This window comes from Providencia sp. PROV174 (assembly GCF_028480685.1).
Taxonomy (GTDB): domain Bacteria; phylum Pseudomonadota; class Gammaproteobacteria; order Enterobacterales; family Enterobacteriaceae; genus Providencia; species Providencia rettgeri.
Genome location: NZ_JAMPOT010000013.1, coordinates 93,149 through 115,146 on the forward strand (window position 1 = coordinate 93,149; position 21,998 = coordinate 115,146).

Below are 21,998 nucleotides of genomic sequence, written 5' to 3' on the forward strand. Positions count from 1 at the left end.
GGTTATAAATCAAGAACTAATCGTTTAGATTTAGCTCGCGACACACACAACATCATCGTTTTTTGTTCAGCTTTTTCATCATCATCAAGGTAGTGGTCACGGTGGTCCGCCTCTCCCTCAAGTATCGCCGTCTCACAAGTCCCACAAACCCCATTACGGCATAAACATTCCACGTTAATGCGCTTATCAGCTTCGATTACCTGTAAAATAGACTCATCTCTACCCACTTCCAAACTAAAGCCTGAACGTTGAAAATAGACCTCAAATGAATCCCCTTCACTGGCAATTTCGCCAAAATTTTCAAAATGAACCTGTGATTCACCAAGGTGCTGATGGCCCTTTTCAATCACCTCATTAATTAATGATTGAGGGCCACATACATACAGATGGCTATTACTCGCTTGTGCTTTAACCAATTGTTCGACAGACATTCGCTGCCCTTGGCTGCTGTCGTAAAGAAATAAACGCGAGCCAATACGCTGTTGTAAATGTTCAAGAAATGCCGCTGTTGCGCTATCACGAAAACAGTAATGAAGCTCAAAATCCATTTCATTTTCTTCTAACTCATAGAGATAAGAAAGAAAAGGCGTGATCCCAATCCCACCTGCGATCAAAATATGCTTACATTGGTTATCCGCAGCTAATGAGAAAAAATTCTGCGCTGGGGACAAATATAAACTATCCCCAGCAGATAGGTGCTCATGCATAAATGCCGAACCGCCTTTCGAATTTTCATCACGTAAGACTGAAATGCAATAGCTTCCACATTGCTGTGGGTCACTGATTAATGAATATGCACGTTGCAAACCAGCCTGCTCACCCATATGAACGGTGACATGACTACCTGCGCTAAAAGGCATTAGCGCGCCCTCTTGTGCAACAAACTCGAACATTTTGATATTTGGGCTAATTTGCTCAATTCGACTGACATTGACTGCAATTTTTTGTTGGTTCATCACAGTGACCCTCTCATTATTCAATATCTAAACACAGATACTTAGTACTTAAATAATCCTCAATGCCATATCGAGAGCCTTCTTTTCCTAAACCTGATTGTTTTACTCCTCCAAAAGGAGCAACTTCATTAGAAATTAAGCCTGTATTGATACCTACCATGCCACTTTGCAGTTTTTCAGCAACGCGGTAAACACGGCTAACATCACGAGAAAAGAAATAAGCCGCTAAGCCATAAATCGTATTATTGGCACGAGTAATTACTTCATTTTCATCACTAAAACGAATTAATGTTGCAATGGGACCAAAGATTTCTTCATGAACAATCCTCATTGAGTCATCAACATCAACAAGGACTTTTGGATTAAAGAAATTGCCATACTCCGCCACTTCGCTGCCTAAGGTTAATTGATGTGCCCCTTTCGCGAGTGCATCCTGTAGCAACTCATTCATACCATCAATGGCACGTGTCGTGATCATAGGCCCAATATCCGTTCCTATTTCAAGGCCATTACCGACTTGCAATTTGGCGACTTCTGCAACGAACTTGGATTGAAATTCATCGAAAATAGCATCTTGAAGATAAAAACGGTTCACACAAACACAGGTTTGCCCGCCATTACGAAACTTAGCTTGCACCGCACTTTTTACCGCTTTATCAATATCTGCATCTTCAAAAACAATAAAAGGCGCATTTCCCCCCAGTTCGAGTGACGTTTTCTTAATTGTCGATGCACACTGCTCAGACAATACTCGACCAACTTGCGTTGAACCGGTGAATGAAAACTTGCTGATAAGCTCATGTTTAGTTAGACGTTCACCTAGAACACGAGAATCCCCAGTAATGATGTTAAATATCCCTGCGGGAATACCTGCTTCATCTGCCAATTGAGCGAGGGCGAGTGCCGTAAAAGGCGTTTCAGTCGCTGGCTTGATGATGATACTACAACCCGCAGCCAGTGCTGGAGCCGCTTTACGGGTGATCATCGCTGCAGGAAAATTCCACGGAGTAATCGCACTGCAAACACCGATCGGCTGCTTGATTGTCGAAAGACGGTTACTTCCCACCGTTTGAGGGATGGTTTCCCCATAAACACGTTTTCCCTCTTCTGCAAACCATTCAATAAAAGAAGCGGCATAACGAATTTCACCTTTTGCTTCGTGCAATGGCTTGCCTTGTTCTAGGGTCATCAAGCGCCCCAAATCGTCAACATTGGCCTCTATCAATTCAAACCAACGACGTAGAATGACAGAACGTGCTTTGGCGGTCAGTTGGCTCCAACCATCCATTGCGGCATGCGCTTGTTCAATAGCGTCATCCACTTGTGCAGCCGACAGGCTGGGAATCGTTCCCAGCACAGATTGGTCAACAGGATTAGTCACAGGGATTTTCTTATCTGAATCAACCCATTGCCCATTGATGTAGCATGACTGACGAAATAGCGCAGGGTGAGTTAAATGATGCATTTGTGACTTCTCCTTTTATTTTTCATGAATAGCGTGATTACTCAGTATGTGCGCCGGCGACAATTTTATGGAAATGGGCGACGCCATGTTCGCTAATTCCACTACGCTGCCTGTCAGCCATAATGCGTCCTTGGCCTCGGTAGCCCCGTGATCGCAATCCTTTTTGTACACTTTCTACCAAGCGAAGATCTTCTGGACGGAATACAGTGCGATACCATTCAACTAGGTTTTTCTGATACTCGGTAAGCTCTTCATTGAGGAAATAAATATCATAGTGCTGCAAGGTTTCCCCTGCATTAACAGGGAATTCATAGATAACCGTCATGAAATCCCCGCCTGGAGGCATATTAAACATGGTGCTAGGCCAAATCCAGAAGCCAAAGAAACGCGGGTCGAGTACAGATTCATCGAACTGATAAGATGATTCGGAAGGTTTTGCCTTGCCAATTTGAACAGTCCAATTATCCAATAATTGGTGTTCGTATACGTTGACATCAACGGAACTTGCAAAGCTCACATGGTTAGTTGGGCAGTGATAACACTCAATATAGTTATCAACGATGGTTTTCCAATTGGCTGGTGTATGACTAACAAAACGAGCGGCCAGTTTTAAATCGCTGATCACCGCACACGCTTCTTGCATTTTTTCGGCTAAGCCAGGAAGTTGCTCTTCAATAGGTTGAGGTTCACCAGCCGTCATATTTACATAGATAAACCCTGCATGCTCAATAACATGGAAGCTACTCAGTGACATTGCATCTGCTTCAAAATTGTTCACATTCTCACAATTGGTCGCATGTGCTAGTTGACCATCTAGCTTGAATGCCCACGCATGGTAAGGGCAAGTAATCACATTTTTGACTTTACCACTTTCACCGCTGATCAACTGGTGTCCACGGTGTGGACAGACATTATAAAAACCACGCAATACATCATCACGACCACGAACAATCACGAGGCTTTCGCCAATGAGCTCACGAGTGATATACGAATTTTTTTCTTTTACCTCACTAACATGAGCGACACAAACCCATGAATTAGCAAATATTTTTTCTTTTTCATACTCAAAAACATCATTAGACGTGTAATAACGAGCAGGGATTGTCCATGCGTTATCAATATCAAGGTGATCATTAATCGAAATGACTTTAGCTGCATTGCTCATAATTGCCCTCACTTATGTAAACTTATAGTTAACATCTTTTTCAGGAATGTTAATGCAGATCGCATTAATGATCAAATGAAATATTGACAAAAATTTAATCAATAACATTTATTTGTTTTATAACAATGAGTTGAATTAACAATAATTATTGCAACTGTTAATAATTAGTTAATTACTTGTTGACTACGTAATCTTTGCATGGCTATTCTCTGTAAACCAAAAGTAGCATTTAACAAAAAAGTATCCTTAAAAACAAAACGAGTATTCCCTGCAAACCAACTCTCATAAAAGAAAAATAAGTGAGCAACTGGAGAAGAGGTATGATGAATCACAAAAAATCCGTATTTTACGTGTCGCTAGCCTTTAGTCTGGCGTTAATCAGCTTTGGTGCATTTATTCCTGATAAACTGGAAGCTTTTTCACATTCCGCCTTAAGTTTTATCTATAACAACCTAGGTTGGTTTATCCTCGGTTCCGTTTTTATCTTTTTCAGCTTCTGTATGTTTCTTGGATTTTCCAAATTTGGTCACATACGTCTTGGTGATGACAATGATAAGCCGGAATACAGCACAGTCACTTGGATTGCGATGTTATTCAGTGCCTCAATTGGTATCAGTTTGATGTTCTGGGGAGTGGCAGAGCCTGTTTCCTATTATATCAGCCCACCCGTTGGTCAAGGTTCAACAGAACAGTCGGCCAAAGCGGCCATGCAATATGTCTATCTGCACTGGGGGGTTTCCGCATGGGCGTGTTATGCACTCGTCGGTGTGGCTTTGGGCTATTTCCAATTTAGGAAAAAGCTCCCGTCATCACTCAGTTCTGTTTTCTATCCCTTAATTGGGGATCGGATCTACGGGTCTGTCGGGAAATGGATCAATGTATTGGTGATGTTATCCGTCGTTATTGGTATCGCCACATCATTAGGCTTTGGTACACTACAAGTTAACAGTGGTATGAATTACTTATGGGGATTGCCCATTAGTATTTATGTACAAATTGGTTTAATTGCTATCATTACTGTTGTTTATGTTGCTTCGACAATTTCCGGGTTACAAGGCGCAATCAAACACCTATCAAACTTAAATATCATACTTGCTCTAGGATTGATGGCATTCATCTTTCTCTCTGGCCCCACCCAAACTATCTTAAAAGTTTTATTCCAAGGTATTGGTGACTACGTCCAAAATTTTGTCAGCATGTCATTTCGCACTGAACCCTATAATGACGGTACTTGGATTGCTAACTGGACATTGTTTTACTTTGGCTGGTGGATTGCATGGGCGCCGTTAGTTGGGAGCTTTGTCGCTCGTATATCGAAAGGAAGAACAATTAAAGAGTTTATGATTGGCGCGGTGTTTATTCCTGTATTAAGTGCTTTTGCTTGGTTTGCGGTCATGGGTGGGTCAGCAATCCATCTTATTCAAAATCTAGGCCAAACAGCACTGGCTGATGCCGTAAAAACCGATGTCACATCTGCATTGTTTAAGTTCTTGGACTATTTCCCTGCATCAACATTTATTAGTGTTTTAGCCATTGTCTTAGTGCTGATTTTCTTTATTACTTCTGCTAACTCAGCGGTATTTGTACTGGGAATGGTCAGCGAAAATGGGAACCCGAATCCTTCTCATGTCACTAAAACCATTTGGGGAATCATTATTGCAGCAATCGCGATCGTGCTCATTATGACTGGTGGATTATCTGGTTTGCAATCTGCACTGGTTGCTATGGCGGTGCCATTATCCATCATGATGCTAATTATGTGTTATTCCACCTATAAAGGCCTCAATGAAGAAATCAACGCACAAGCTGCGGCAAAAAAAGAGTTAAAAGATAATATCCAAATAATTAGTAAACCTATTCTTCCTGAAATTGAAAAATAATCGTCACTAAAAGCACAAACCCCAGTATGTCTGACAACATATTGGGGTTTTAATTATATTAGTAATAAATTATTTGTTACTTAAATTTATTCATCGGAAAATAGAGTTAAAGCAAGTACTAAAGCATCTTCTCGGCCTTTTTTGGCAGGGTAGTAATCTTTACGTACCGTTACTTGGTGAAAACCTAGCTTATCGTATAAATGCAAAGCTGATGCATTTGATTCCCTCACTTCTAACCATAATGTGAGAATGCCTTTCTTTATGAGTTCCTTGATAAGCTCTTCTAGCAATAAACGGCCATACCCTTTCCCTTGGTAATCAGGGTGAATAGCAATATTGAATAGGGTCGCCTCATCAAGAACACATTGTGTTATCGCATAACCAATAATTTGATTATTAACAGAAATCTTCAAGTTATGGTACTTTTCCCCTTGATTTCCATAAAAAACTCTCTCAGTCCACGGAAAATCATGGCTTAACTTCTCAATTAAGTACGCAGTTGCGAGATCAGATTGCTTTAGTGTTGAAATTTTCATCATATTGATAAATTTGTTTCCATAGTGCCCGTTTAGCGCCACAGCTTGTACTTAGCTCAGACAAAACAGGTGAAGTAAACATGACTTTTGAACCTTCAGGCTGGATTTCATCACCTAATACCCAACATGGTGTTATTATTGGTGTTGGGATTAAACCTAATTGCTCTGAATTGACACAAACCACATCGTCCTGTGCAATATTCATGGAAAGAAAAATATCTTTTAGCAATTGGCTATTTAAATCAAGGTTCTCATCAGTAATAATAATAAGCTTAGTCGACGCTGGGATCCTTACACCACGTTCACCACGTAACACGGCAGGATTTCTCACCATCCATTGAGTGATCCCCATTTGTTCTAAAAGCCTGTCACGTCGTGTCATTTGATTTTCCAGTCGCAATTTTACAACCACATCTTATCAAAGGGGATTAATAGCGCCAACAGAGCAATGCTATTTCTCTTATCTTTGGTAAGATGTCATCGGTTTTTTTATTATTTTAGGAGATTGACAGAATATGTCATTACTGACACCTGCCAGCGAAGTTATTCAACGCCATCTCGAACATTTTACAGATCGTCATGTCATTTTGGCTGGTGACATTCAGGATGAGCTTGCTGCAACCATAGAAGCAGCTAGTGTTCGCGTCATCACCAACCAGTATCATCACTGGCAACGCTTACAACCGTTAATGGGTGATATGGCGTTATTCTCTGCCACAACCCCAGCAGAATTTATCCAGCCTTGCGATACTCTCATTTATTTTTGGCAAAAAAACAAGCAAGAAGCCTGCTTCCAACTCGATGACCTTTGTACTCACCTTGCTGCGGGTAGCCAAATTTTTATCGTCGGTGAGAATCGCAGTGGTGTTAAAAGCGCCGAATCCATTATGGAAGGGATCGCTAGCTTACAAAAAATCGACTCTGCACGCCGCTGTGGCTTGTACTATGGTGAATTAGAACAACCCACAACCTTTGATATTGCTCGCTGGTGGCGTCATTATCAAATTGATAATGTTAGAATTAATGCATTACCTGGGGTATTTAGCCATAATGAGCTTGATATCGGTAGTGATCTACTGTTGTCGACGCTAACTGATCCAATGAGCGGTGATCTGCTTGATCTCGCCTGTGGTAATGGCGTGATCGCTACAGTGATCGGCACACAAAACTCAGAGATCAAGCTCACTTTAAGTGATGTCAGTGCGTCTGCACTTGATTCCGCAGCATCTACTCTTGAGGCCAATAAACTGGTCGGCAGAGTCATCGCAAGTGATGCTTACTCGGATATTAACGATAAGTTTGATTGGATTATTTCAAATCCACCATTCCATGATGGCCTAAACACCAGTTATCGTGCGGTTGAAAATATGATTTACCAAGCCCCTAAATACCTGAAAAAAGGTGGACGTTTGCGCATCGTGGCTAATGCCTTCTTACCATACCCTGATTTACTTGATAAAGCTTTTGGTAGTCACGAAGTACTTGCCAAAACGGGAAAATTCAAAGTTTACCAAGCAGTTAAGCGTTAATTTAATCGCTAATAATTTAGATTAAAGCACAATTGATCGTGCTACTCATTGGCTGGTGATCCTTTACCGGCCATTTTTTCATCAATCGAAAATACTTCATAAAAAAATTATTGACGTTCGTCGAAATTAGCCTAAAATCCGCACCACATTATTGCTGGTTAGAAGCATTGATGAATCAAAGTTTAGTTAGGTATTGCGAGGGTGGCGGAATTGGTAGACGCGCTAGCTTCAGGTGTTAGTGTCCTATGGACGTGGGGGTTCAAGTCCCCCCTTTCGCACCACTAACTTTGTATAAACCACAATAATTTAGTATTGACAAGACAGTATTGCGAGGGTGGCGGAATTGGTAGACGCGCTAGCTTCAGGTGTTAGTGTCCTTCGGACGTGGGGGTTCAAGTCCCCCCTTTCGCACCACTGGTCAGTCATTGTTTATAATACTCTGCCCATTTGACCTTCCTTGTACGACTAGCACTGCCCTAATTCTCTATTTTGTTCTATTTAATCACTGATTAGATGATAGCACTACCTTTGTAGAACAAAGGCCATCATAAAACATGTGAGTGAAATAACTGCGGGGATAATCAATAAACGACGAGAACCGCGATTAAATAGCATCCCAGCGGTTGCTACCATCATGGTAATCATAATGATTTTTAGATTATCTAAGCCCATATTATTGAGTATATAAGCAATGCTCAGCAATATCACAGCAAAAACACCCCAAAGGCCAGCGCCTATACGCCTTAAACCTGTGGTTTTTGATATGCTAGTTGGCATAGTGACCTCAACACCCTTAAATGATAATGATTATCAATCATATCTAGTTTCTAGTAAATTTCAATGCTTTTTTATTTCACCACGCTATAAATTAACACTTATTTTACAAAATACAAACTTACGGAAATAGATAAATAAAATGAATATCTTCGGGCTCCAATGCAAACAATTCAGGGTCAGGTTGGGCAATTAAGGAACAACTGAGATGTTGATAAAAATGCACAGTATTTTCTGAAGGTGTCGCAGAAATATATAACCCTTTTGCCCCTTTTTGTTTCGCCATTTCAACACATTGTTGGAATAACATCCCTGCTAAACCTTTACCTCGGTACGAATGGCTCACATGCAGGAAAGACAACTGCAGTAAATTTTTTTGCTCGCCGCGCCACACATTATCTAAACTTGCGGCCGCAATTAGCTTGCCCTGCTCAAAAACCCCAAGAAATACCGCTCCTTGGTCATAGCTTTCCAACAAATGAGGGGTATAAGCTTCAGGTTCGCCTTCTGGCCAACCTTTCATATCAAACCGCTGTTTGGATAGCACCAACTCACCATTTTGATATAGATAAAGGTTTTCAATTAATTCAGTGCGGTCGATAGACCAAACAGATGGGATTTCCTCTCGTTGCAGTTCGCGAACTTCTCTCATTATGTCATTCTCATTATTCGTGCCTATGAATAAGCACATTTATTGTTATTTAATAAATCAATTTATCAAGATAATGAATAAAAAAAGAAGTGCAAATGTTTAGTACATTTATTGAGGAATGGTTGAAAAATAAGAAAAAAAGCTAGAAATAAAAAAACTCCCCGCAACATCCTATTGCGGAGAATTTTTACTACAGGGTTGGTTTATTGCTTCAATCCCATTGCATCGCGCATGGTAAAGAACAAATCAGTTTGGTCAGTCAGACCCATTACGTTTGCCGCATGTGGACCATAAGCTGCCACACGTAACTGAGCACCTGTGTGCTCTTGAGAATCATCTTCTTCAGAGTTACCGTAATTTACCACCATCACAGAACCGTCTTTAGTAATCAACGCTTGCGTTAAACCCGTTGACTTAGTGCCTTCTGGAATAATTTGGCTTGAATGTGAATGGTCAGCAGTCACGATAACTAATGTATCACCATGTTTTTTAGCGAAATCTAAGCCGACTTGTACAGCTTGGTCGAGAGCGACAGTTTCACCAATTTGACCACATGGATTTGCTTTATGGTCTTGCTTATCGATAGAAGCGCTTTCAACCTGCAAGAAGAAACCATTTGGGTTGACTTCTAACAGCTCAATCGCTTTTTTCGTCATTTGAGCCAATGTTGGTGCATTCGGGTCTAACTTAGCATTCGGTTTACATTCTAACGGCGCATTGTTGATATTACCGTAATGAACCGCTTTCGGGCCTTCCCATGCAACAGTCATGTTGCCATCATGGAATAAGCCCAGAACAGGTTTATCTTGATTTGCAACAGTAATGCTGTCTAATGACTTAGCGTCACGCACGATATTATACCCACGCTCAATCGCCTGTTGCTCCAACGTTTTACCTTTGTAGTCACCCGCCTTTGCTTCTTGCTTGAAGCTCTTAGCTCCACCACCAAGTGTGACGTCTGGGCGAGTTACCAACAGTTGCTCTGAAATTGAACCACGACCGCCATTTTCTAGCGCGTTAGCCGCACATTTTTCTGCGGTTTCCTCTGGGCCATAACATTTACGCGCACTCACATGTGAAAACTGCGCAGCTGGCGTAGCGTCTTGAATCTCAGAAGTTGTGACGTTACCCGTCGCTTTACCATTACGTTTAGCTATCTCAATTAATGTCTCATGGTCGTTACCAAATACATCAATCCCTAATGCACCATTGTAGGTTTTTACACCAGAAGACCACGCCGTGGCAGACGCTGCAGAGTCAGTCACATAGTCTGGTTTTTGTGTTTTCTTATCTAACGCATAATGGGTATATTGGCCTGTAATTGGTAGGGCATCGATACCTTTAAAGAACCCTGAAGCACCTTCTGCATAGTTACGAGCAACGGTTATCTCTGAGTCACCCATACCATCACCAATAAACAAAATCACATTTTTGGCTTGGCCATTGTGAAGTGCCGCTTTCATGATATCAGTTTGCTCTGTCGCTAAACGACGCGCACCACCAAATTTTGTGATATCACCTTGCGCCGCACGGTTTTCTGACACCGCATCATTTTTATCAGCCGCGTAGGCAGGGATTGCACTTCCTAAAATTAAAGTACTTACCGTGACAGCTAAAAGGGATTTCATAAAATTACCAGTCATAACTGTTTCCTTGCCAATCAATAATGAAAAGAGAAAATGTGTATTTCAAATAATGACAGGCATGCTAAAGGAGCTAGATGACAGTTGAATGACGCTTTTATGGCGAAATGAAGATGTTTGTCATAAATGTGAAAAAGCAGCTAAATATAAGCTGCTTTTTGTGAATTAGCGTTATGGCAATTTACCATTGTGACACAAGTTGATTTGTTCCCTCATAAAGCGTTTCACACCAAGAAACGTAGTCGTGCCCGCTAGGTAACTCAATGGCATCCACTTGATAACCTTTGTGTTTTAGTACATCCAGTAATCGGTAGTGGTTTTGAATAATCCCCCCCCAACTGCCACGTTGCTCGAATAAGCCAGCCTCAAGAAAAAAACGGATCGGTTGCGTTGGCATGATTTCGATTTCACGAATTAACCACTCAGGGTCTTTATCTTTTGGAGCCCACCAATAAGATCCTGACATACTGATGACATTACCGAAGATTTCAGGATGTTGTAATGCATTCCATGTCGCGCCAATCCCACCATAACTGGAACCTGCAATAATCGTATGGCTTGCAGGCGCTTGAATTCCCATTTGCGCTAATTGCGGCATGAGCTCATCCGCCAGCAACTTAGGAAAGCCATTATTAGGTGGAAGCTCATCCCCACGACGCTCTGAGTTTATGCTATCAACAAATACAATATTCATCGCTGGAAAACGCCCCTGATTCATCCACTTATCAAAGAATTTCTCCATTTGATAGTTTTGCAGGTAAATTTGCCCATCCAATAGCAACAATAACGCCGGTGTTTCCATTGGTACATTAGGTTGATAAACCGTTATTTTTCTTTCGTTTTTTAATATTTGACTCACCAACGTAAAAGTCTCTAAACGGCCTTTAATCTGCCGATTTTCTATATCAGGGAAGTGACACTGGCGTATGTTCGGTACCAATGATAACAACGAAAAACGGTTATATTTATCGACATTTAGGGAAGGAATAACATGAGAATTATATGGGTCAGACTGCGCTGTAACTAAAATGGCTTTACGTTGAGCAAAACCGCCTTCCGGTACAGAAGGGATATCAGGTGCAATTTTATATTGCGATAACGTATCATTAGGGATAATAAAAGAACGATACCAAATATCCGTTCCCGCCAAGTGGGCCATTCTTTCGTGATTACCTGACGGCGCACCTAGAATATAGGCGTTTGCTTTCGCACCACGCCAAAGGAATGTCACCCGTTTTTGTCTATTTGAAAAATCTTCAACCAATGGCGTTCCTTGCGCGGCGACGGCTTGCCAAAATGCGCTTGTATCACCATTTTGATAATATTCATCAAGTAAACTTTGCAGCTTGGGGCTAACGGGCTCATTATCCTTTTTAATGGCTAAAGGCTGGTACTGGGTGACATCAAACTTTAATTGCCAGGGCTTACCCGGCTCACCATTCAACGCTAAATAATAAACCCCATTTTTTGATACTAAATAATCCGCACTATGAGGTTCTTGAACTGAACCGTACTCTTGCAATGCACGCACTGGCTGTTTATTGGAATCCAATAACAGAACCTTGGAAAGACCCTCACCGCGTTGTTTTATAAAATCTTGCTGCGATACTTCAAAAGATAAGCAGCTATGACCTTCGCTATCATGTACCCCTTCAGCAAAGGAAAGCTCAGATAAACGCATACAGTCAGCGTGTGTTGCCATCACCGCAGAAGAAAACAACATACAACCTAAAAGAGGCAAAGATTTCACATCAAATTCCAGCGAGTCAATTGATAATAATTATTACTATCAAAAAACTCTTTTAAACTCAATGGCTCACAGCACGTTTTTCCACCAGTTGGTTAATTAACTGCAGTGCGCTCAATAAATAATAGCGTTGTTTTTTTATTAATCTCAAATAACGGCGAGTCGCGGGAATGCGGCTCACCATTTCTGATGCCGTGTAAGGCTCAATTTCACAACGCCAACGACCTCGGCTAAACTCTATCTCGCAATGATTAAATTCCAGCTCTTCTAATGTTTGCCTAATAATCGGGTACTCATTCAGCCATTCAATAACTTTCTGCCCATCCATCTGTTTCGAAACAAAATGGACATGCTTCTTCTTTATAGTTCCACGGGTTTTTACTTCAATTTTTGCATTGATACTATCTACACATTGGCCAGATACCGTAAAACGGCTATACACGATAAAAGCGAGAAACAATTTTCTTGTCCGTTCAGTCACCTCAATCGTTAATTCAGGTTGAAGCTGCACATGGAGCACTCCGGGCGCCCCCCACTCACATGGATAAGGCGCCATGTCCTTCTCAACACAATTAAGTGTCAATCCTGTTTGATATCCGGCAGGCAAACGTTGCTGGGTAAGTTTACCAATTGTCTTCCGCAAAGACGGTTTAGGCGAGGTTACGTAATGGCTCAAGTTGGCCTCCTTCCATTTCTTCATCAGCGAAGGAATTAGATAAAACGTATTCAACATCCACAGGTTTAAATGGGTTCACTTTCTGTACGAAAACGGTCCAAATTAATGCATATCCTGCTGTTAAACCTAACATAATAGCAAAGGGAATATAGATATCCGATTTATTCATGCCTGGTGGAGTGATGTACACAATCGCTAAAATAATCCCGACACTCGAAATAATTTGCGGTATAGGGAAAAAAGGCGAACGATAGGCGCGATGTAAGTCAGGTCGACGAATACGCAATAACACCACTGAAATCGTTACCAGCAAGTAAGCCGTGCCCCAAGAACACACCGCCGCCAGTACCAATGGAATGATACGGTCAAGGTCGCCTTGAATCGCAAAAGCGTGCAAACATGGGATCATTACAGCCACTAAAATACCGAATACTGGAGTTTTGAAACGTGGATGTAAATAAGCAAAGATGCGTGGTAATGCCCCATCAAGTGCCATTCCATAAAGAATGCGAGGAACCGCTGCCATTAACGTATTGATGGTCGCTCCACCAGCCAGTAATAACGCGATACCTATCCAGTATTTACCAAACTCCCCCATGACAATTTCAGCGAATGCAGGGATTGCCATCGGTGTTTCAAGTAAACGCGTACCTGTCTGCGGGTCAACGACCACATTTTCCACTTGGTTCGCTAGTGCAGCACCGAATAACACCATACAGAGTGCGACACAAAATAAACCCGTTGTCATCGCACGGGGAATCACTTTCGCGGAATTTTTAATTTCAGGTGCCATTGGGGTCACTAGCTCACAACCCACAAACATGAACATTGCCATACCAACAAAGCTCAGTATTAGTGTTGGGTCCGTATTGAGTGGCTGACCAAACCAGCCGTCCATATCCACATGAAATGGCAATAACAGCCCACTCACACTAAAAATCACTAACGTGGACCACATGGCAAATGTCAGTACAACCTCGACCTTACCAAAGGCTTCAATACCAAATGCGTTTAAGATACCAAACGTGACAACCAGCCCAACACCAACCATCCAAGATGAGTTACTGGTCTCTAAGACCGTGTTGAGATGTTCAAAATTAACGAGAGCCATAATCCCTGACAGAATAGTTTCGGCAGTTCCTGCAAACACATGCACAATCAAGTAAGCCGAAAGCGCACCTGTTATCGCCCAAAAACGCCCCATCCCACAAGAGATATAGTCATATACTGAGCCTGACGTTGGTAAAATTGCCGCAGCCTCCGAAAATGTGGTTAGCTGAGCTTGCATCATAATGAAACTAAGTAGTACCGCTAAAGCAAACGTATCGCCACCTATACCGAATCCACTCGTGACGGTTAAAATAACAGGACTGGCCATAATCAAGCCAGCAGAACTCGCCAAGGTGGTCGGAAAGCCAACTTTCCCTTTTTCTAAATGTGTCGATAATTTTGAGGATAAATTCATCTTGCTTCCCTCTCGCTCTCTATCCAACCATTGATGTGAATTTTTTGTAAAAATAAAGTAACTTCATATCCACTATAGAAATAAGCTTAAATCGGCTGCTATCGTTCTAAAGGACGATACCCAGAGAGAGGGGAAATAAAGTATAGCTCGCGAAAAGTACCCATATTTTTAAGAACAAAAAAAATAATTAAAGCAATATCAACATGTAGCAAACAAATCACTTGTTAATATATTAATAAATATCTGTCTAAAGATACCAAAAAGCAGAAAACCAATATTCATGAGGTATTCATGAGTTTTAAATACTGCTATCAACTTCACGTTATTAACATGTTTATTTTATGTTAAATTAATTAAGAGGCATGATAATAATTCGATTAGTACACAAGGGAATATGATGAATTCACCATTATTCGAGCCTCATCAACAAACATTGATTGATTGCTGCCTAAATACCATTGCACATATTATTCCGGTTTCTGCATTGGTGTATTACCTCGTGAATGATCACTGCCAACCAGACAACTACGTTCTTCACGGGATACCGGCAAAAATGCACGAAGAATATCTCGCTTATTTTCACCAATTGGATCCTTTACACCCTGACCATTTTCGCAGCGATGATTTACGCTTAGTGAGAATGGATCCTGAAATACGCCAGCAAAATCAAGCTTTTTTCCATGATTTTATGCGGCCAAATAACATGACTGATATGGCTGAAATATTTATTCGTCGTAAAAATAAAATTATTGCGGGGATTTCAGTGCTGCGAGACAGTCCATTTAGCCAACAAGAAATCATGCGATTAAACACTATCTTACCTGTCGCTGAGCTGATGACATTTGATGTACTACCTGATTCATTAGTGGCTTATACCCCCAAAGAACAAGAAATTATCCATTTAGTACGAGAAGGTGCGAGCAATAAACGAATTGCACTATTACTGGGGGTTTCGCTATCAACAGTGAAGACTCACTTACGCAATATCTTCACTAAAGCAAATGTGACTAACCGAACCGAGCTTGTTTCATCCGGGTTTATCATTCACCAAGAAAAATGACAATAAATCTAACGGCCACCCGCCGCATCAATAATTGAACCTGTGACATAAGAAGATGCACCACTTAACAGCCATACGATGATTTCAGCAATCTCATGTGGTTCCCCTCCTCTTTTCATCGGTATTTGTGAAGCAACTCGGTCAACTCGAGCTTCCTCACCGCCATCTTTGTGCATTTGAGTATAAATATAGCCGGGTCGAACGCCATTAACACGTATTCCTAATCCTGCAAGCTCAAGTGACAACCCTTTTGTGATCGAATCTACTGCGCCTTTAGAGGCGGCATAATCAATATATTCCCCTGCTGCACCTAAACGCGCAGCCGCAGATGAAACATTCACAATGGCTTTATCTTTGAATTGATTAAAATGGTAGGCATGTTTAATAAACTCTCGACAACAAATCAGTAATCCTGTCACATTCGTGGCCAACACCTGATTAATACGCGCTGCAGTCAGCATTTCTGTACGGCACTGCTGAAATAAAATTCCAGCATTATTCACTAAGTAATCTAAATCGCCATACTGTTCTTTGATGATTGTAAATAATTTAACAGCGTCATTTTCATCACTGATATCACATTGCAACGCATTCGCCATCCCCCCCGCCGATTGAATCTCTTGTACAACTTCATCAGCCGCTTGTTGGTCGCTTTTATAGTTAATCAGTACATGCATTCCAAGACTGCCCAATTGAATCGCTGTGGCTCTCCCAATCCCTCGGCTGCCACCTGTAATCAACACTTTCTTCATACTGTTACCTATAATGGATAATAACGAGCTTTCATCATAACCACGAATAAGCCATGGTATCTATAAAATACAAAAAAAACCCGGCACGATGGCCGGGAAATGTTGATTAATTGAATATAAATTGAACACTAATAACGCACCATGACAGATTTTAACTCTGTGTAATACTCAATAAAGGCACTACCAAATTCACGACCAATACCTGATGACTTAATGCCACCAAATGGCACTGCAGGATCAAGGAAAGTATGCATATTCACCCATACAGTTCCCGCTTCAATGCGTGAAATCATGCGCATTGCTTTACTAAGATCATTTGTCCATAAACTCGCAGCTAAACCAAACGGAGTACTATTCATCATATCAATAAGTTCTTCTTCATCATCGTAACTCAAGAAAGTCCCTATTGGTCCAAATGTTTCCTCTTTCATTAACACATCATCTGGACTACTAGCACGAATAATGGTTGGAGGCACAAAATACCCAGCACCTGCAATGGGTTGGCCACCATAAATAATTTCACTGCCCTCTTGGCGAGCTTTTTCAAACAAACCTAAGATTTTTTCATAATGCGCTTTATTGGCCAGCGGCCCCATTTCGGTTGTTTCATCCAATGGAGAACCGACTTTCATCGCAGACAAACGCGTTTTTAGTTGCGCTAATACTTCATCCATCAATTTAGATGGAATATAGAACCGCTCAGCAGCTGCGCAAATTTGCCCTTGATTTAGATATCCCGCTTCAATAATCCCATTAACAATTTTTTCAACCGGGAGGTCAGCTAAGAACGCAGCACCATTTTTCCCACCAAGCTCCAGTGTTACTCGGGTTAACTTACCTTCCATCGCTGAACGCCCTACCGCCAGCCCAGTTGGTACAGACCCCGTAAATGTCACTTTAGAACAAAGTGGATGATGAATCAGTGCCGGCCCAACTTCACGACCACCACCATTCACGATATTAATTACACCGTCAGGAATTCCCGCCTCTTTTGCCAATTCCACCACTCTTAGCATAGTTAGTGGGGTAAATTCACTTGGTTTCAACACAATCGTACAGCCACATGTTAAAGCAGCCGCTAATTTCCAAATGGAAATCATGATAGAAAAGTTCCAAGGAATAATACCAGCGACAACACCAACAGGTTCACGTTGGGTAAATGCAGAATATTTCTCACCATTAAAAGAAGGCAATGAAACATTCAATGTTTCACCGCTGATTTTCGTCGCCCAACCGGCAAAATAACGCAAAAACTGCGCAGATGACCCCACTTCAAGAAAACGAGATAATTGAATGGTTTTACCTGAACATAACGTCTCTAACTGGGCTAATTCTTCAAGGTGCTTTTCAAGCAAGTCAGCAAGGCGGTTTAAGCAATTCCCTCTTTCCATTGGTGTCGTGTTTGCCCAAACCCCTTTAAATGCAGTATGAGCCGCATTCATTGCGGCATCAACTTCCGCTAAAGTTCCTTCTTTTACTTTAGCAATAACCTGTTCAGTGGCTGGGTTAACAACATCAAAAAAAGTATCGCCCTTGCCAGAAACCGGTAACCCGTTGATAAAATGACCGTGCTGACGCTTCAAAAACTCACTGACTTCTGGTAATAGGGTTAACTCGCTCATTGTTATCACTCCACTCAATAGAAATTAATTAGGCATTTACACAAGCTAAGTAATGTTTTACGAAGCGTGGTGTATCAATTTCCCATAAAACCTCGGTACCTTTCGCGGCAAACCAGGTATCGCCTTTATGGTATTCAACCGTTACACCGGTTTTTACATCCGTTAACTTCACCGAACCTTCGTGGACTGTCGCCATTTCATCAAATGGATATACCATTTTGAACTTGCCTTTAGTACAAGCAAAAATACCGCAAGTCAGGTTATCCGTTGGTTCACCGTGGATCATGGCAACACTCGCTTGAGGATCGCCTTCAACAACCACAGAGCCTAAATTTGTCACGCTACCAATATTCAATAACTCTGGCAGTGGTTTGTTTAACAGTAATGGACTAATCATAATTTTTACCTTTAATCGATTTAAATAAACTAGTTAGGTGGATAGCGAATTAGCGACGACCTTGCCAATAACCGGATGTCTGATGCATTATTTTTGCCAACGAAACAATCACATTACGTAAACTATCTTTACCAATAATATTGGCGTGCGGGATAGAACTCATTAAGTCATAACGATGAGAACCTTCCACCATTCCTTCAGCAAGAACTTTGCACACAATCTGGCTTGGCGTAACACCAAAACCTGAATAGCCCTGTGCATAAAACACATTTTTGTGTTGTGGTAATGAACCAATTTGTGGAAATAAATTTGCACTACATGCCATTGGTCCACCCCAAGCTAATTCAATTTTGACATCTTTGAGATAGGGAAAGACTTTTAGCATTAGGTTACGATTCCATGCTTTAAGATCAGATGGAATGTATTCAAGAAAATGAGTGGAACTACCAAATAGTAGGCGATTCTCATTCGTCACCCGGTAGTAATCTATTACAGGACGAATATCACTATAAGCACCACGGATTGGGCTAATTCGCTCGATTAATTCTTCAGGCAGCTCTTCCGTCATTAATTGATATGCGTAAGTATTAATAGTTTTAGGGTAAATTGTCGGCTCAAGGCCATTTAAAAATGAATCGCAAGCCCACAGCATTTTCTGTGCTTTAACCGTTCCCATCGCAGTTCTGACTTTGATGGTATTACCATACTCCACATTTAATACTTGGCTATTTTCAAATATTTTAGCGCCATATATTTCACTAATCGCTTTCGCTTCACCCAATAATAAATTCAATGAATGAACATGACCGCCACCCATGTGTTTGATCCCACAGGTATAAGCATCAGAACCAATAATCTGTTTTAGTTCTGAGCCACTGTAAAATTCAATTTCCTCATCAGGATCAACTGACTTGAAATCTTTTAGCCAACTGTGTAGGGTCTTTTCTTGGCGCTTATTGCTTCCTAAGTATGCGTAACCACGGCAAAAATCTGCATCAATATCATATTTAGCGATGCGATCACGCATGATCCCTGCACCCATATTGCTGAGTTTAAAAATCGTTTCTAAACCCTCTGGCCCGACATATTTTTTAATTGCATCGATGTCATGGCCAATGCCTGCCATTACTTGCCCGCCATTGCGCCCTGAACCACCGTAGCCAAGGTGCCGTCCTTCCAAAATAGCGATATTGGTAATCCCTTTCTCACACAGCTCAAGCGCAGTGTGGATCCCAGAAAAACCACCACCAATAATCACCACATCAACATCAAGATCTTCCTTTAGCGTAGGAAAACGTAAGTCATACTTTTTAGTTGCAGCATAGTAAGTCAATGATTCTACTTGGTTATTCATTATGGATACCCTATTTAGTATCTTTCGATAACTCGATTATCTTAACCTTACATTAACAATTACATAGCCCTTTAGGGACATTCGAAACATAAAGTTAACAATTGTGACGCAAGTAGAATATTTAAATAATAATAAAATTTCAAAAAAAATAAAAAATAATCTAAAAATCAAACAATTAATAAACCATTCTTATGTTAATAATAATGATTATTAATTTAATTTTAGTTCATACAAATCATCTAGACAAAAATAAAAAAAATAATGCAGTAATAAAAAAGATAACAAGCCATAAAATGCTATTAAATCACTAAGTTAAAATAAATATAAAAACACATTATACTTAGCTTAACCTATTCATTAACAAGTTAAATAATTCAACCTGTGAATTAATACTTAGTTTTTGATAGATATTTTTACGATGATTTTTCACTGTTCCTAAACTAATGAAAAGCATCTGTGCAATTTGTGGTGAACCTTTACCTGCTAAGATTAATTCGACAACTTCACACTCTCTTGGTGTCAGCCCAAATCGTGTTTGCATATCAGTATGTTGATAGTGGTTCGACACCGAAGAAGGAGAAACGTCTTTATGAAGTCTGACCATACTACGAATGATATCGAAGGCGTCTTTAAGTGGCGCTTGCGTATATTTGCCTGAGAAAAAAGGCCTATCTTCATTACCAAAAAAAATGCCTAATTGCCTGTCAGTTGAAATATCTAATAGCAACCCAGCTTCATCACACCACCCTGTCTTACGATAAAAATTGAGATAATAATCTGTATGGTAAAACCCTTTAGGAGCGAGTTCTTTTAATGTTAATACTTTGGAAGCCCCTCCCTTTTGGATTTCTTGGTAGAATGGGTCCATTAAATAAGCACCTCGTTGATAGATTCTATTAATACTATCGCTATTGCGGCGCTCTACTTTAGAAAGAAATCGGGGTGGAGCTCCTTTTTCAAAGGAGTAAACAATCGCATTATCGAATGCAATAAATGAAGATAACCATGATAATAAATTAGGATAAAATTGGTTAGTTGCAACAGAATCAATGACATCAGGTAGTTTTTCCAGATAGCTCTCCATTCTGCCTCCACAATTATTAACTAATTAATAAAACCCCTCTAGGCGGTTTCATTTATATTGCTTAAAACTTCATAAAGAACACATTATCTTTATAAACTCAACACGATTGTTATTAATATGTTAATCACATCACTCTCTATTAGTAACCCTAATGAATAATTTCATTACATTAGTATTCATAAAAATAGAACTTACATCACATAAAAATAAATTCATCCATATATTATGTTAATTAAAAGTAAATAACCTAATAAAAGGAGAAATAATGTCTAGCAATAAAATTATTATCGATTGTGACCCTGGCCATGATGATGCAATGGCAATTTTCTTAGCATTAGGCAATTCAAATGTAGAGTTACTTGCGGTAACGACGGTTGTCGGAAACCAAACTTTAGACAAAGTTACTTATAATGCACGCGCAATTATGGAATTCGTTAGTGCAAATGATATCCCTATCGCTGCTGGTTGCTCTAGGCCACTAGTGAGAACAATACAAACTGCCCCAGAAGTTCATGGAACAACAGGACTGGACGGCACTCACCTCCCTGAGCCCAAATTACCTATTGACCAACGCCACGCTGTGGACTTAATTATTGATACGCTCAAATCACATCCCCCTAAAACAGTTACTCTCGTCCCTATTGGAGGACTCACAAATATTGCTTTAGCCGTGAGAAAAGCACCTGAAATTGTAGAATTAGTAAAAGAAATTGTTTTAATGGGAGGAGGCTACCATACAGGAAACCGTACTGCAGTCGCTGAATTCAATATCCTTATAGACCCTGAAGCTGCTCATATCGTGTTTAATGAAACTTGGCCTATCACTATGATTGGGTTGGACCTTACACACCAAGCAAGGCCAGACAACCAAATAATGGAAGCAATTGCAGCGTTAAATACACCTGTAAGTGATTTTGTTGTTGAATCTCTAAATTACTACACGGCAGGTTACCGTAGACGTAATGGCTATACTGACCATGCCCCTGTTCACGACCTATGCGCTGTTGCTTATGTTATCGACCCATCCATAATGGAAACGATTAAGGCTCCAATTGATATCGAGCTACAAGGCGTTCTAACAACAGGTATGACAGTGACTGACTTTCGCCACCCAGCTAAAGCAGATTGCCATACACAAGTCGCCACAACATTAAATAACCCTCAGTTATGGGATATGTTTATTGCATCTCTAAAGCAACTAGAAAAATAAAAACAAAAAGGTAGCTTATAAAAACAGCTAC

At 40.6% G+C, this 21,998-nt stretch carries 20 protein-coding genes and 2 tRNA genes; 6 read left to right on the plus strand and 16 right to left on the minus strand.

Features of this window, described 5'->3' with window-relative positions; all coding sequences use genetic code 11:
* Positions 1 to 2: 2 nt before the first annotated feature.
* Genes PSE60_RS12855 through PSE60_RS12865 form a run of 3 tightly spaced genes read right to left on the minus strand, consistent with a single transcriptional unit; the run spans position 3 to position 3,586 of the window.
* The gene (locus tag PSE60_RS12855; RefSeq protein ID WP_210837046.1) at positions 3 to 956 is read right to left on the minus strand and encodes a PDR/VanB family oxidoreductase; all 954 of its coding nucleotides are present in this window, start codon (positions 954 to 956) and stop codon (positions 3 to 5) included.
* Positions 957 to 972: 16 nt separating this feature from the next.
* Positions 973 to 2,421, minus strand: a complete 1,449-nt coding sequence (locus PSE60_RS12860; protein ID WP_272665656.1) for an NAD-dependent succinate-semialdehyde dehydrogenase — start codon at positions 2,419 to 2,421, stop codon at positions 973 to 975.
* Between the two features lie 37 nt (positions 2,422 to 2,458).
* A complete protein-coding gene (locus PSE60_RS12865) occupies positions 2,459 to 3,586 on the minus strand; it encodes an aromatic ring-hydroxylating oxygenase subunit alpha (RefSeq protein ID WP_210837044.1) in 1,128 nt (375 codons plus the stop codon).
* A 320-nt stretch (positions 3,587 to 3,906) separates the two neighbouring features.
* Between PSE60_RS12865 and PSE60_RS12870 the strand changes: the two genes are divergently transcribed.
* On the plus strand, positions 3,907 to 5,466 hold the full coding sequence (locus tag PSE60_RS12870) for a BCCT family transporter (RefSeq protein ID WP_210837043.1): 1,560 nt from the start codon (positions 3,907 to 3,909) through the stop codon (positions 5,464 to 5,466).
* Between the two features lie 86 nt (positions 5,467 to 5,552).
* Here PSE60_RS12870 and rimI read toward each other — a convergent pair whose 3' ends face one another.
* Both rimI and PSE60_RS12880 read right to left on the minus strand, forming a co-directional pair.
* Positions 5,553 to 6,005, minus strand: coding sequence for a ribosomal protein S18-alanine N-acetyltransferase (gene rimI / locus PSE60_RS12875; RefSeq protein ID WP_196718586.1), 453 nt, complete (start codon positions 6,003 to 6,005; stop codon positions 5,553 to 5,555).
* The gene (locus PSE60_RS12880; RefSeq protein WP_210837042.1) at positions 5,974 to 6,384 is read right to left on the minus strand and encodes a DNA polymerase III subunit psi; all 411 of its coding nucleotides are present in this window, start codon (positions 6,382 to 6,384) and stop codon (positions 5,974 to 5,976) included. The genes rimI and PSE60_RS12880 overlap by 32 nt, the downstream gene beginning before the upstream one ends.
* Before the next feature lie 133 nt (positions 6,385 to 6,517).
* Here PSE60_RS12880 and rsmC point away from each other — a divergent pair, with 133 nt between their 5' ends.
* The 3 genes from rsmC (at position 6,518) to PSE60_RS12895 (ending at position 7,945) form a co-directional block, all read left to right on the plus strand.
* On the plus strand, positions 6,518 to 7,531 hold the full coding sequence (rsmC, locus tag PSE60_RS12885; protein ID WP_272665660.1) for a 16S rRNA (guanine(1207)-N(2))-methyltransferase RsmC: 1,014 nt from the start codon (positions 6,518 to 6,520) through the stop codon (positions 7,529 to 7,531).
* A 195-nt stretch (positions 7,532 to 7,726) separates the two neighbouring features.
* A tRNA-Leu gene (locus PSE60_RS12890) sits at positions 7,727 to 7,812 on the plus strand.
* A gap of 47 nt (positions 7,813 to 7,859) precedes the next feature.
* A tRNA-Leu gene (locus PSE60_RS12895) sits at positions 7,860 to 7,945 on the plus strand.
* A 108-nt stretch (positions 7,946 to 8,053) separates the two neighbouring features.
* Here PSE60_RS12895 and PSE60_RS12900 read toward each other — a convergent pair.
* From PSE60_RS12900 to PSE60_RS12925, 6 genes are all read right to left on the minus strand, one after another.
* Entirely contained in the window at positions 8,054 to 8,308 is a 255-nt protein-coding gene (locus tag PSE60_RS12900) for a DUF1435 family protein (RefSeq protein WP_272665662.1), read from the minus strand.
* 118 nt (positions 8,309 to 8,426) lie between these two features.
* Positions 8,427 to 8,957, minus strand: coding sequence for a GNAT family N-acetyltransferase (locus PSE60_RS12905; RefSeq protein ID WP_272665664.1), 531 nt, complete (start codon positions 8,955 to 8,957; stop codon positions 8,427 to 8,429).
* A gap of 203 nt (positions 8,958 to 9,160) precedes the next feature.
* Positions 9,161 to 10,600 (minus strand): alkaline phosphatase, encoded by a 1,440-nt coding sequence (gene phoA, locus PSE60_RS12910; protein ID WP_272665666.1) that lies wholly within the window; start codon positions 10,598 to 10,600, stop codon positions 9,161 to 9,163.
* 181 nt (positions 10,601 to 10,781) lie between these two features.
* On the minus strand, positions 10,782 to 12,350 hold the full coding sequence (locus tag PSE60_RS12915; protein ID WP_272665668.1) for an alpha/beta hydrolase-fold protein: 1,569 nt from the start codon (positions 12,348 to 12,350) through the stop codon (positions 10,782 to 10,784).
* Positions 12,351 to 12,408: 58 nt separating this feature from the next.
* Positions 12,409 to 13,023: a DUF3156 family protein gene (locus PSE60_RS12920; protein WP_272665669.1), complete on the minus strand. Its 615-nt coding sequence runs from the start codon at positions 13,021 to 13,023 to the stop codon at positions 12,409 to 12,411.
* Positions 12,998 to 14,488 (minus strand): APC family permease, encoded by a 1,491-nt coding sequence (locus PSE60_RS12925; protein WP_198642066.1) that lies wholly within the window; start codon positions 14,486 to 14,488, stop codon positions 12,998 to 13,000. Before PSE60_RS12925 ends, PSE60_RS12920 begins: the two co-directional genes overlap by 26 nt.
* Before the next feature lie 397 nt (positions 14,489 to 14,885).
* On the opposite strand from PSE60_RS12925, the gene PSE60_RS12930 reads away from it, so the two are divergent.
* A complete protein-coding gene (locus PSE60_RS12930) occupies positions 14,886 to 15,548 on the plus strand; it encodes a helix-turn-helix domain-containing protein (RefSeq protein ID WP_210837032.1) in 663 nt (220 codons plus the stop codon).
* An 8-nt stretch (positions 15,549 to 15,556) separates the two neighbouring features.
* Here PSE60_RS12930 and PSE60_RS12935 read toward each other — a convergent pair whose 3' ends face one another.
* The 5 genes from PSE60_RS12935 to PSE60_RS12955 form a co-directional block, all read right to left on the minus strand.
* Entirely contained in the window at positions 15,557 to 16,300 is a 744-nt protein-coding gene (locus PSE60_RS12935) for an SDR family oxidoreductase (RefSeq protein ID WP_272665670.1), read from the minus strand.
* 128 nt (positions 16,301 to 16,428) lie between these two features.
* A complete protein-coding gene (locus PSE60_RS12940) occupies positions 16,429 to 17,922 on the minus strand; it encodes an aldehyde dehydrogenase family protein (RefSeq protein WP_272665671.1) in 1,494 nt (497 codons plus the stop codon).
* Positions 17,923 to 17,950: 28 nt separating this feature from the next.
* Entirely contained in the window at positions 17,951 to 18,319 is a 369-nt protein-coding gene (locus PSE60_RS12945; protein WP_096865186.1) for a cupin domain-containing protein, read from the minus strand.
* Positions 18,320 to 18,368: 49 nt separating this feature from the next.
* Complete coding sequence (locus PSE60_RS12950) at positions 18,369 to 19,673, minus strand: NAD(P)/FAD-dependent oxidoreductase (protein ID WP_272665672.1); 1,305 nt, start codon at positions 19,671 to 19,673, stop codon at positions 18,369 to 18,371.
* Between the two features lie 340 nt (positions 19,674 to 20,013).
* Positions 20,014 to 20,757, minus strand: coding sequence for a helix-turn-helix transcriptional regulator (locus tag PSE60_RS12955; protein WP_272665673.1), 744 nt, complete (start codon positions 20,755 to 20,757; stop codon positions 20,014 to 20,016).
* Between the two features lie 265 nt (positions 20,758 to 21,022).
* On the opposite strand from PSE60_RS12955, the gene uriH reads away from it, so the two are divergent.
* On the plus strand, positions 21,023 to 21,967 hold the full coding sequence (gene uriH, locus PSE60_RS12960; protein ID WP_272665674.1) for a uridine-preferring nucleoside hydrolase UriH: 945 nt from the start codon (positions 21,023 to 21,025) through the stop codon (positions 21,965 to 21,967).
* Positions 21,968 to 21,998: the final 31 nt, after the last annotated feature.

Bases quoted from the DNA above. Each gene is read 5' to 3' on its own strand.
- PSE60_RS12935 (WP_272665670.1), bottom strand. From the start codon at position 16,300: ATGAAGAAAGTGTTGATTACAGGTGGCAGCCGAGGGATTGGGAGAGCC.
- rimI (WP_196718586.1), bottom strand. From the start codon at position 6,005: ATGATGAAAATTTCAACACTAAAGCAATCTGATCTCGCAACTGCGTAC.
- uriH (WP_272665674.1), top strand. From the start codon at position 21,023: ATGTCTAGCAATAAAATTATTATCGATTGTGACCCTGGCCATGATGAT.
- PSE60_RS12930 (WP_210837032.1), top strand. From the start codon at position 14,886: ATGAATTCACCATTATTCGAGCCTCATCAACAAACATTGATTGATTGC.
- PSE60_RS12945 (WP_096865186.1), bottom strand. From the start codon at position 18,319: ATGATTAGTCCATTACTGTTAAACAAACCACTGCCAGAGTTATTGAAT.
- PSE60_RS12870 (WP_210837043.1), top strand. From the start codon at position 3,907: ATGATGAATCACAAAAAATCCGTATTTTACGTGTCGCTAGCCTTTAGT.
- PSE60_RS12925 (WP_198642066.1), bottom strand. From the start codon at position 14,488: ATGAATTTATCCTCAAAATTATCGACACATTTAGAAAAAGGGAAAGTT.
- rsmC (WP_272665660.1), top strand. From the start codon at position 6,518: ATGTCATTACTGACACCTGCCAGCGAAGTTATTCAACGCCATCTCGAA.
- PSE60_RS12905 (WP_272665664.1), bottom strand. From the start codon at position 8,957: ATGAGAGAAGTTCGCGAACTGCAACGAGAGGAAATCCCATCTGTTTGG.
- PSE60_RS12950 (WP_272665672.1), bottom strand. From the start codon at position 19,673: ATGAATAACCAAGTAGAATCATTGACTTACTATGCTGCAACTAAAAAG.
- PSE60_RS12860 (WP_272665656.1), bottom strand. From the start codon at position 2,421: ATGCATCATTTAACTCACCCTGCGCTATTTCGTCAGTCATGCTACATC.
- phoA (WP_272665666.1), bottom strand. From the start codon at position 10,600: ATGACTGGTAATTTTATGAAATCCCTTTTAGCTGTCACGGTAAGTACT.
- PSE60_RS12900 (WP_272665662.1), bottom strand. From the start codon at position 8,308: ATGCCAACTAGCATATCAAAAACCACAGGTTTAAGGCGTATAGGCGCT.
- PSE60_RS12940 (WP_272665671.1), bottom strand. From the start codon at position 17,922: ATGAGCGAGTTAACCCTATTACCAGAAGTCAGTGAGTTTTTGAAGCGT.
- PSE60_RS12855 (WP_210837046.1), bottom strand. From the start codon at position 956: ATGAACCAACAAAAAATTGCAGTCAATGTCAGTCGAATTGAGCAAATT.
- PSE60_RS12865 (WP_210837044.1), bottom strand. From the start codon at position 3,586: ATGAGCAATGCAGCTAAAGTCATTTCGATTAATGATCACCTTGATATT.
- PSE60_RS12880 (WP_210837042.1), bottom strand. From the start codon at position 6,384: ATGACACGACGTGACAGGCTTTTAGAACAAATGGGGATCACTCAATGG.
- PSE60_RS12955 (WP_272665673.1), bottom strand. From the start codon at position 20,757: ATGGAGAGCTATCTGGAAAAACTACCTGATGTCATTGATTCTGTTGCA.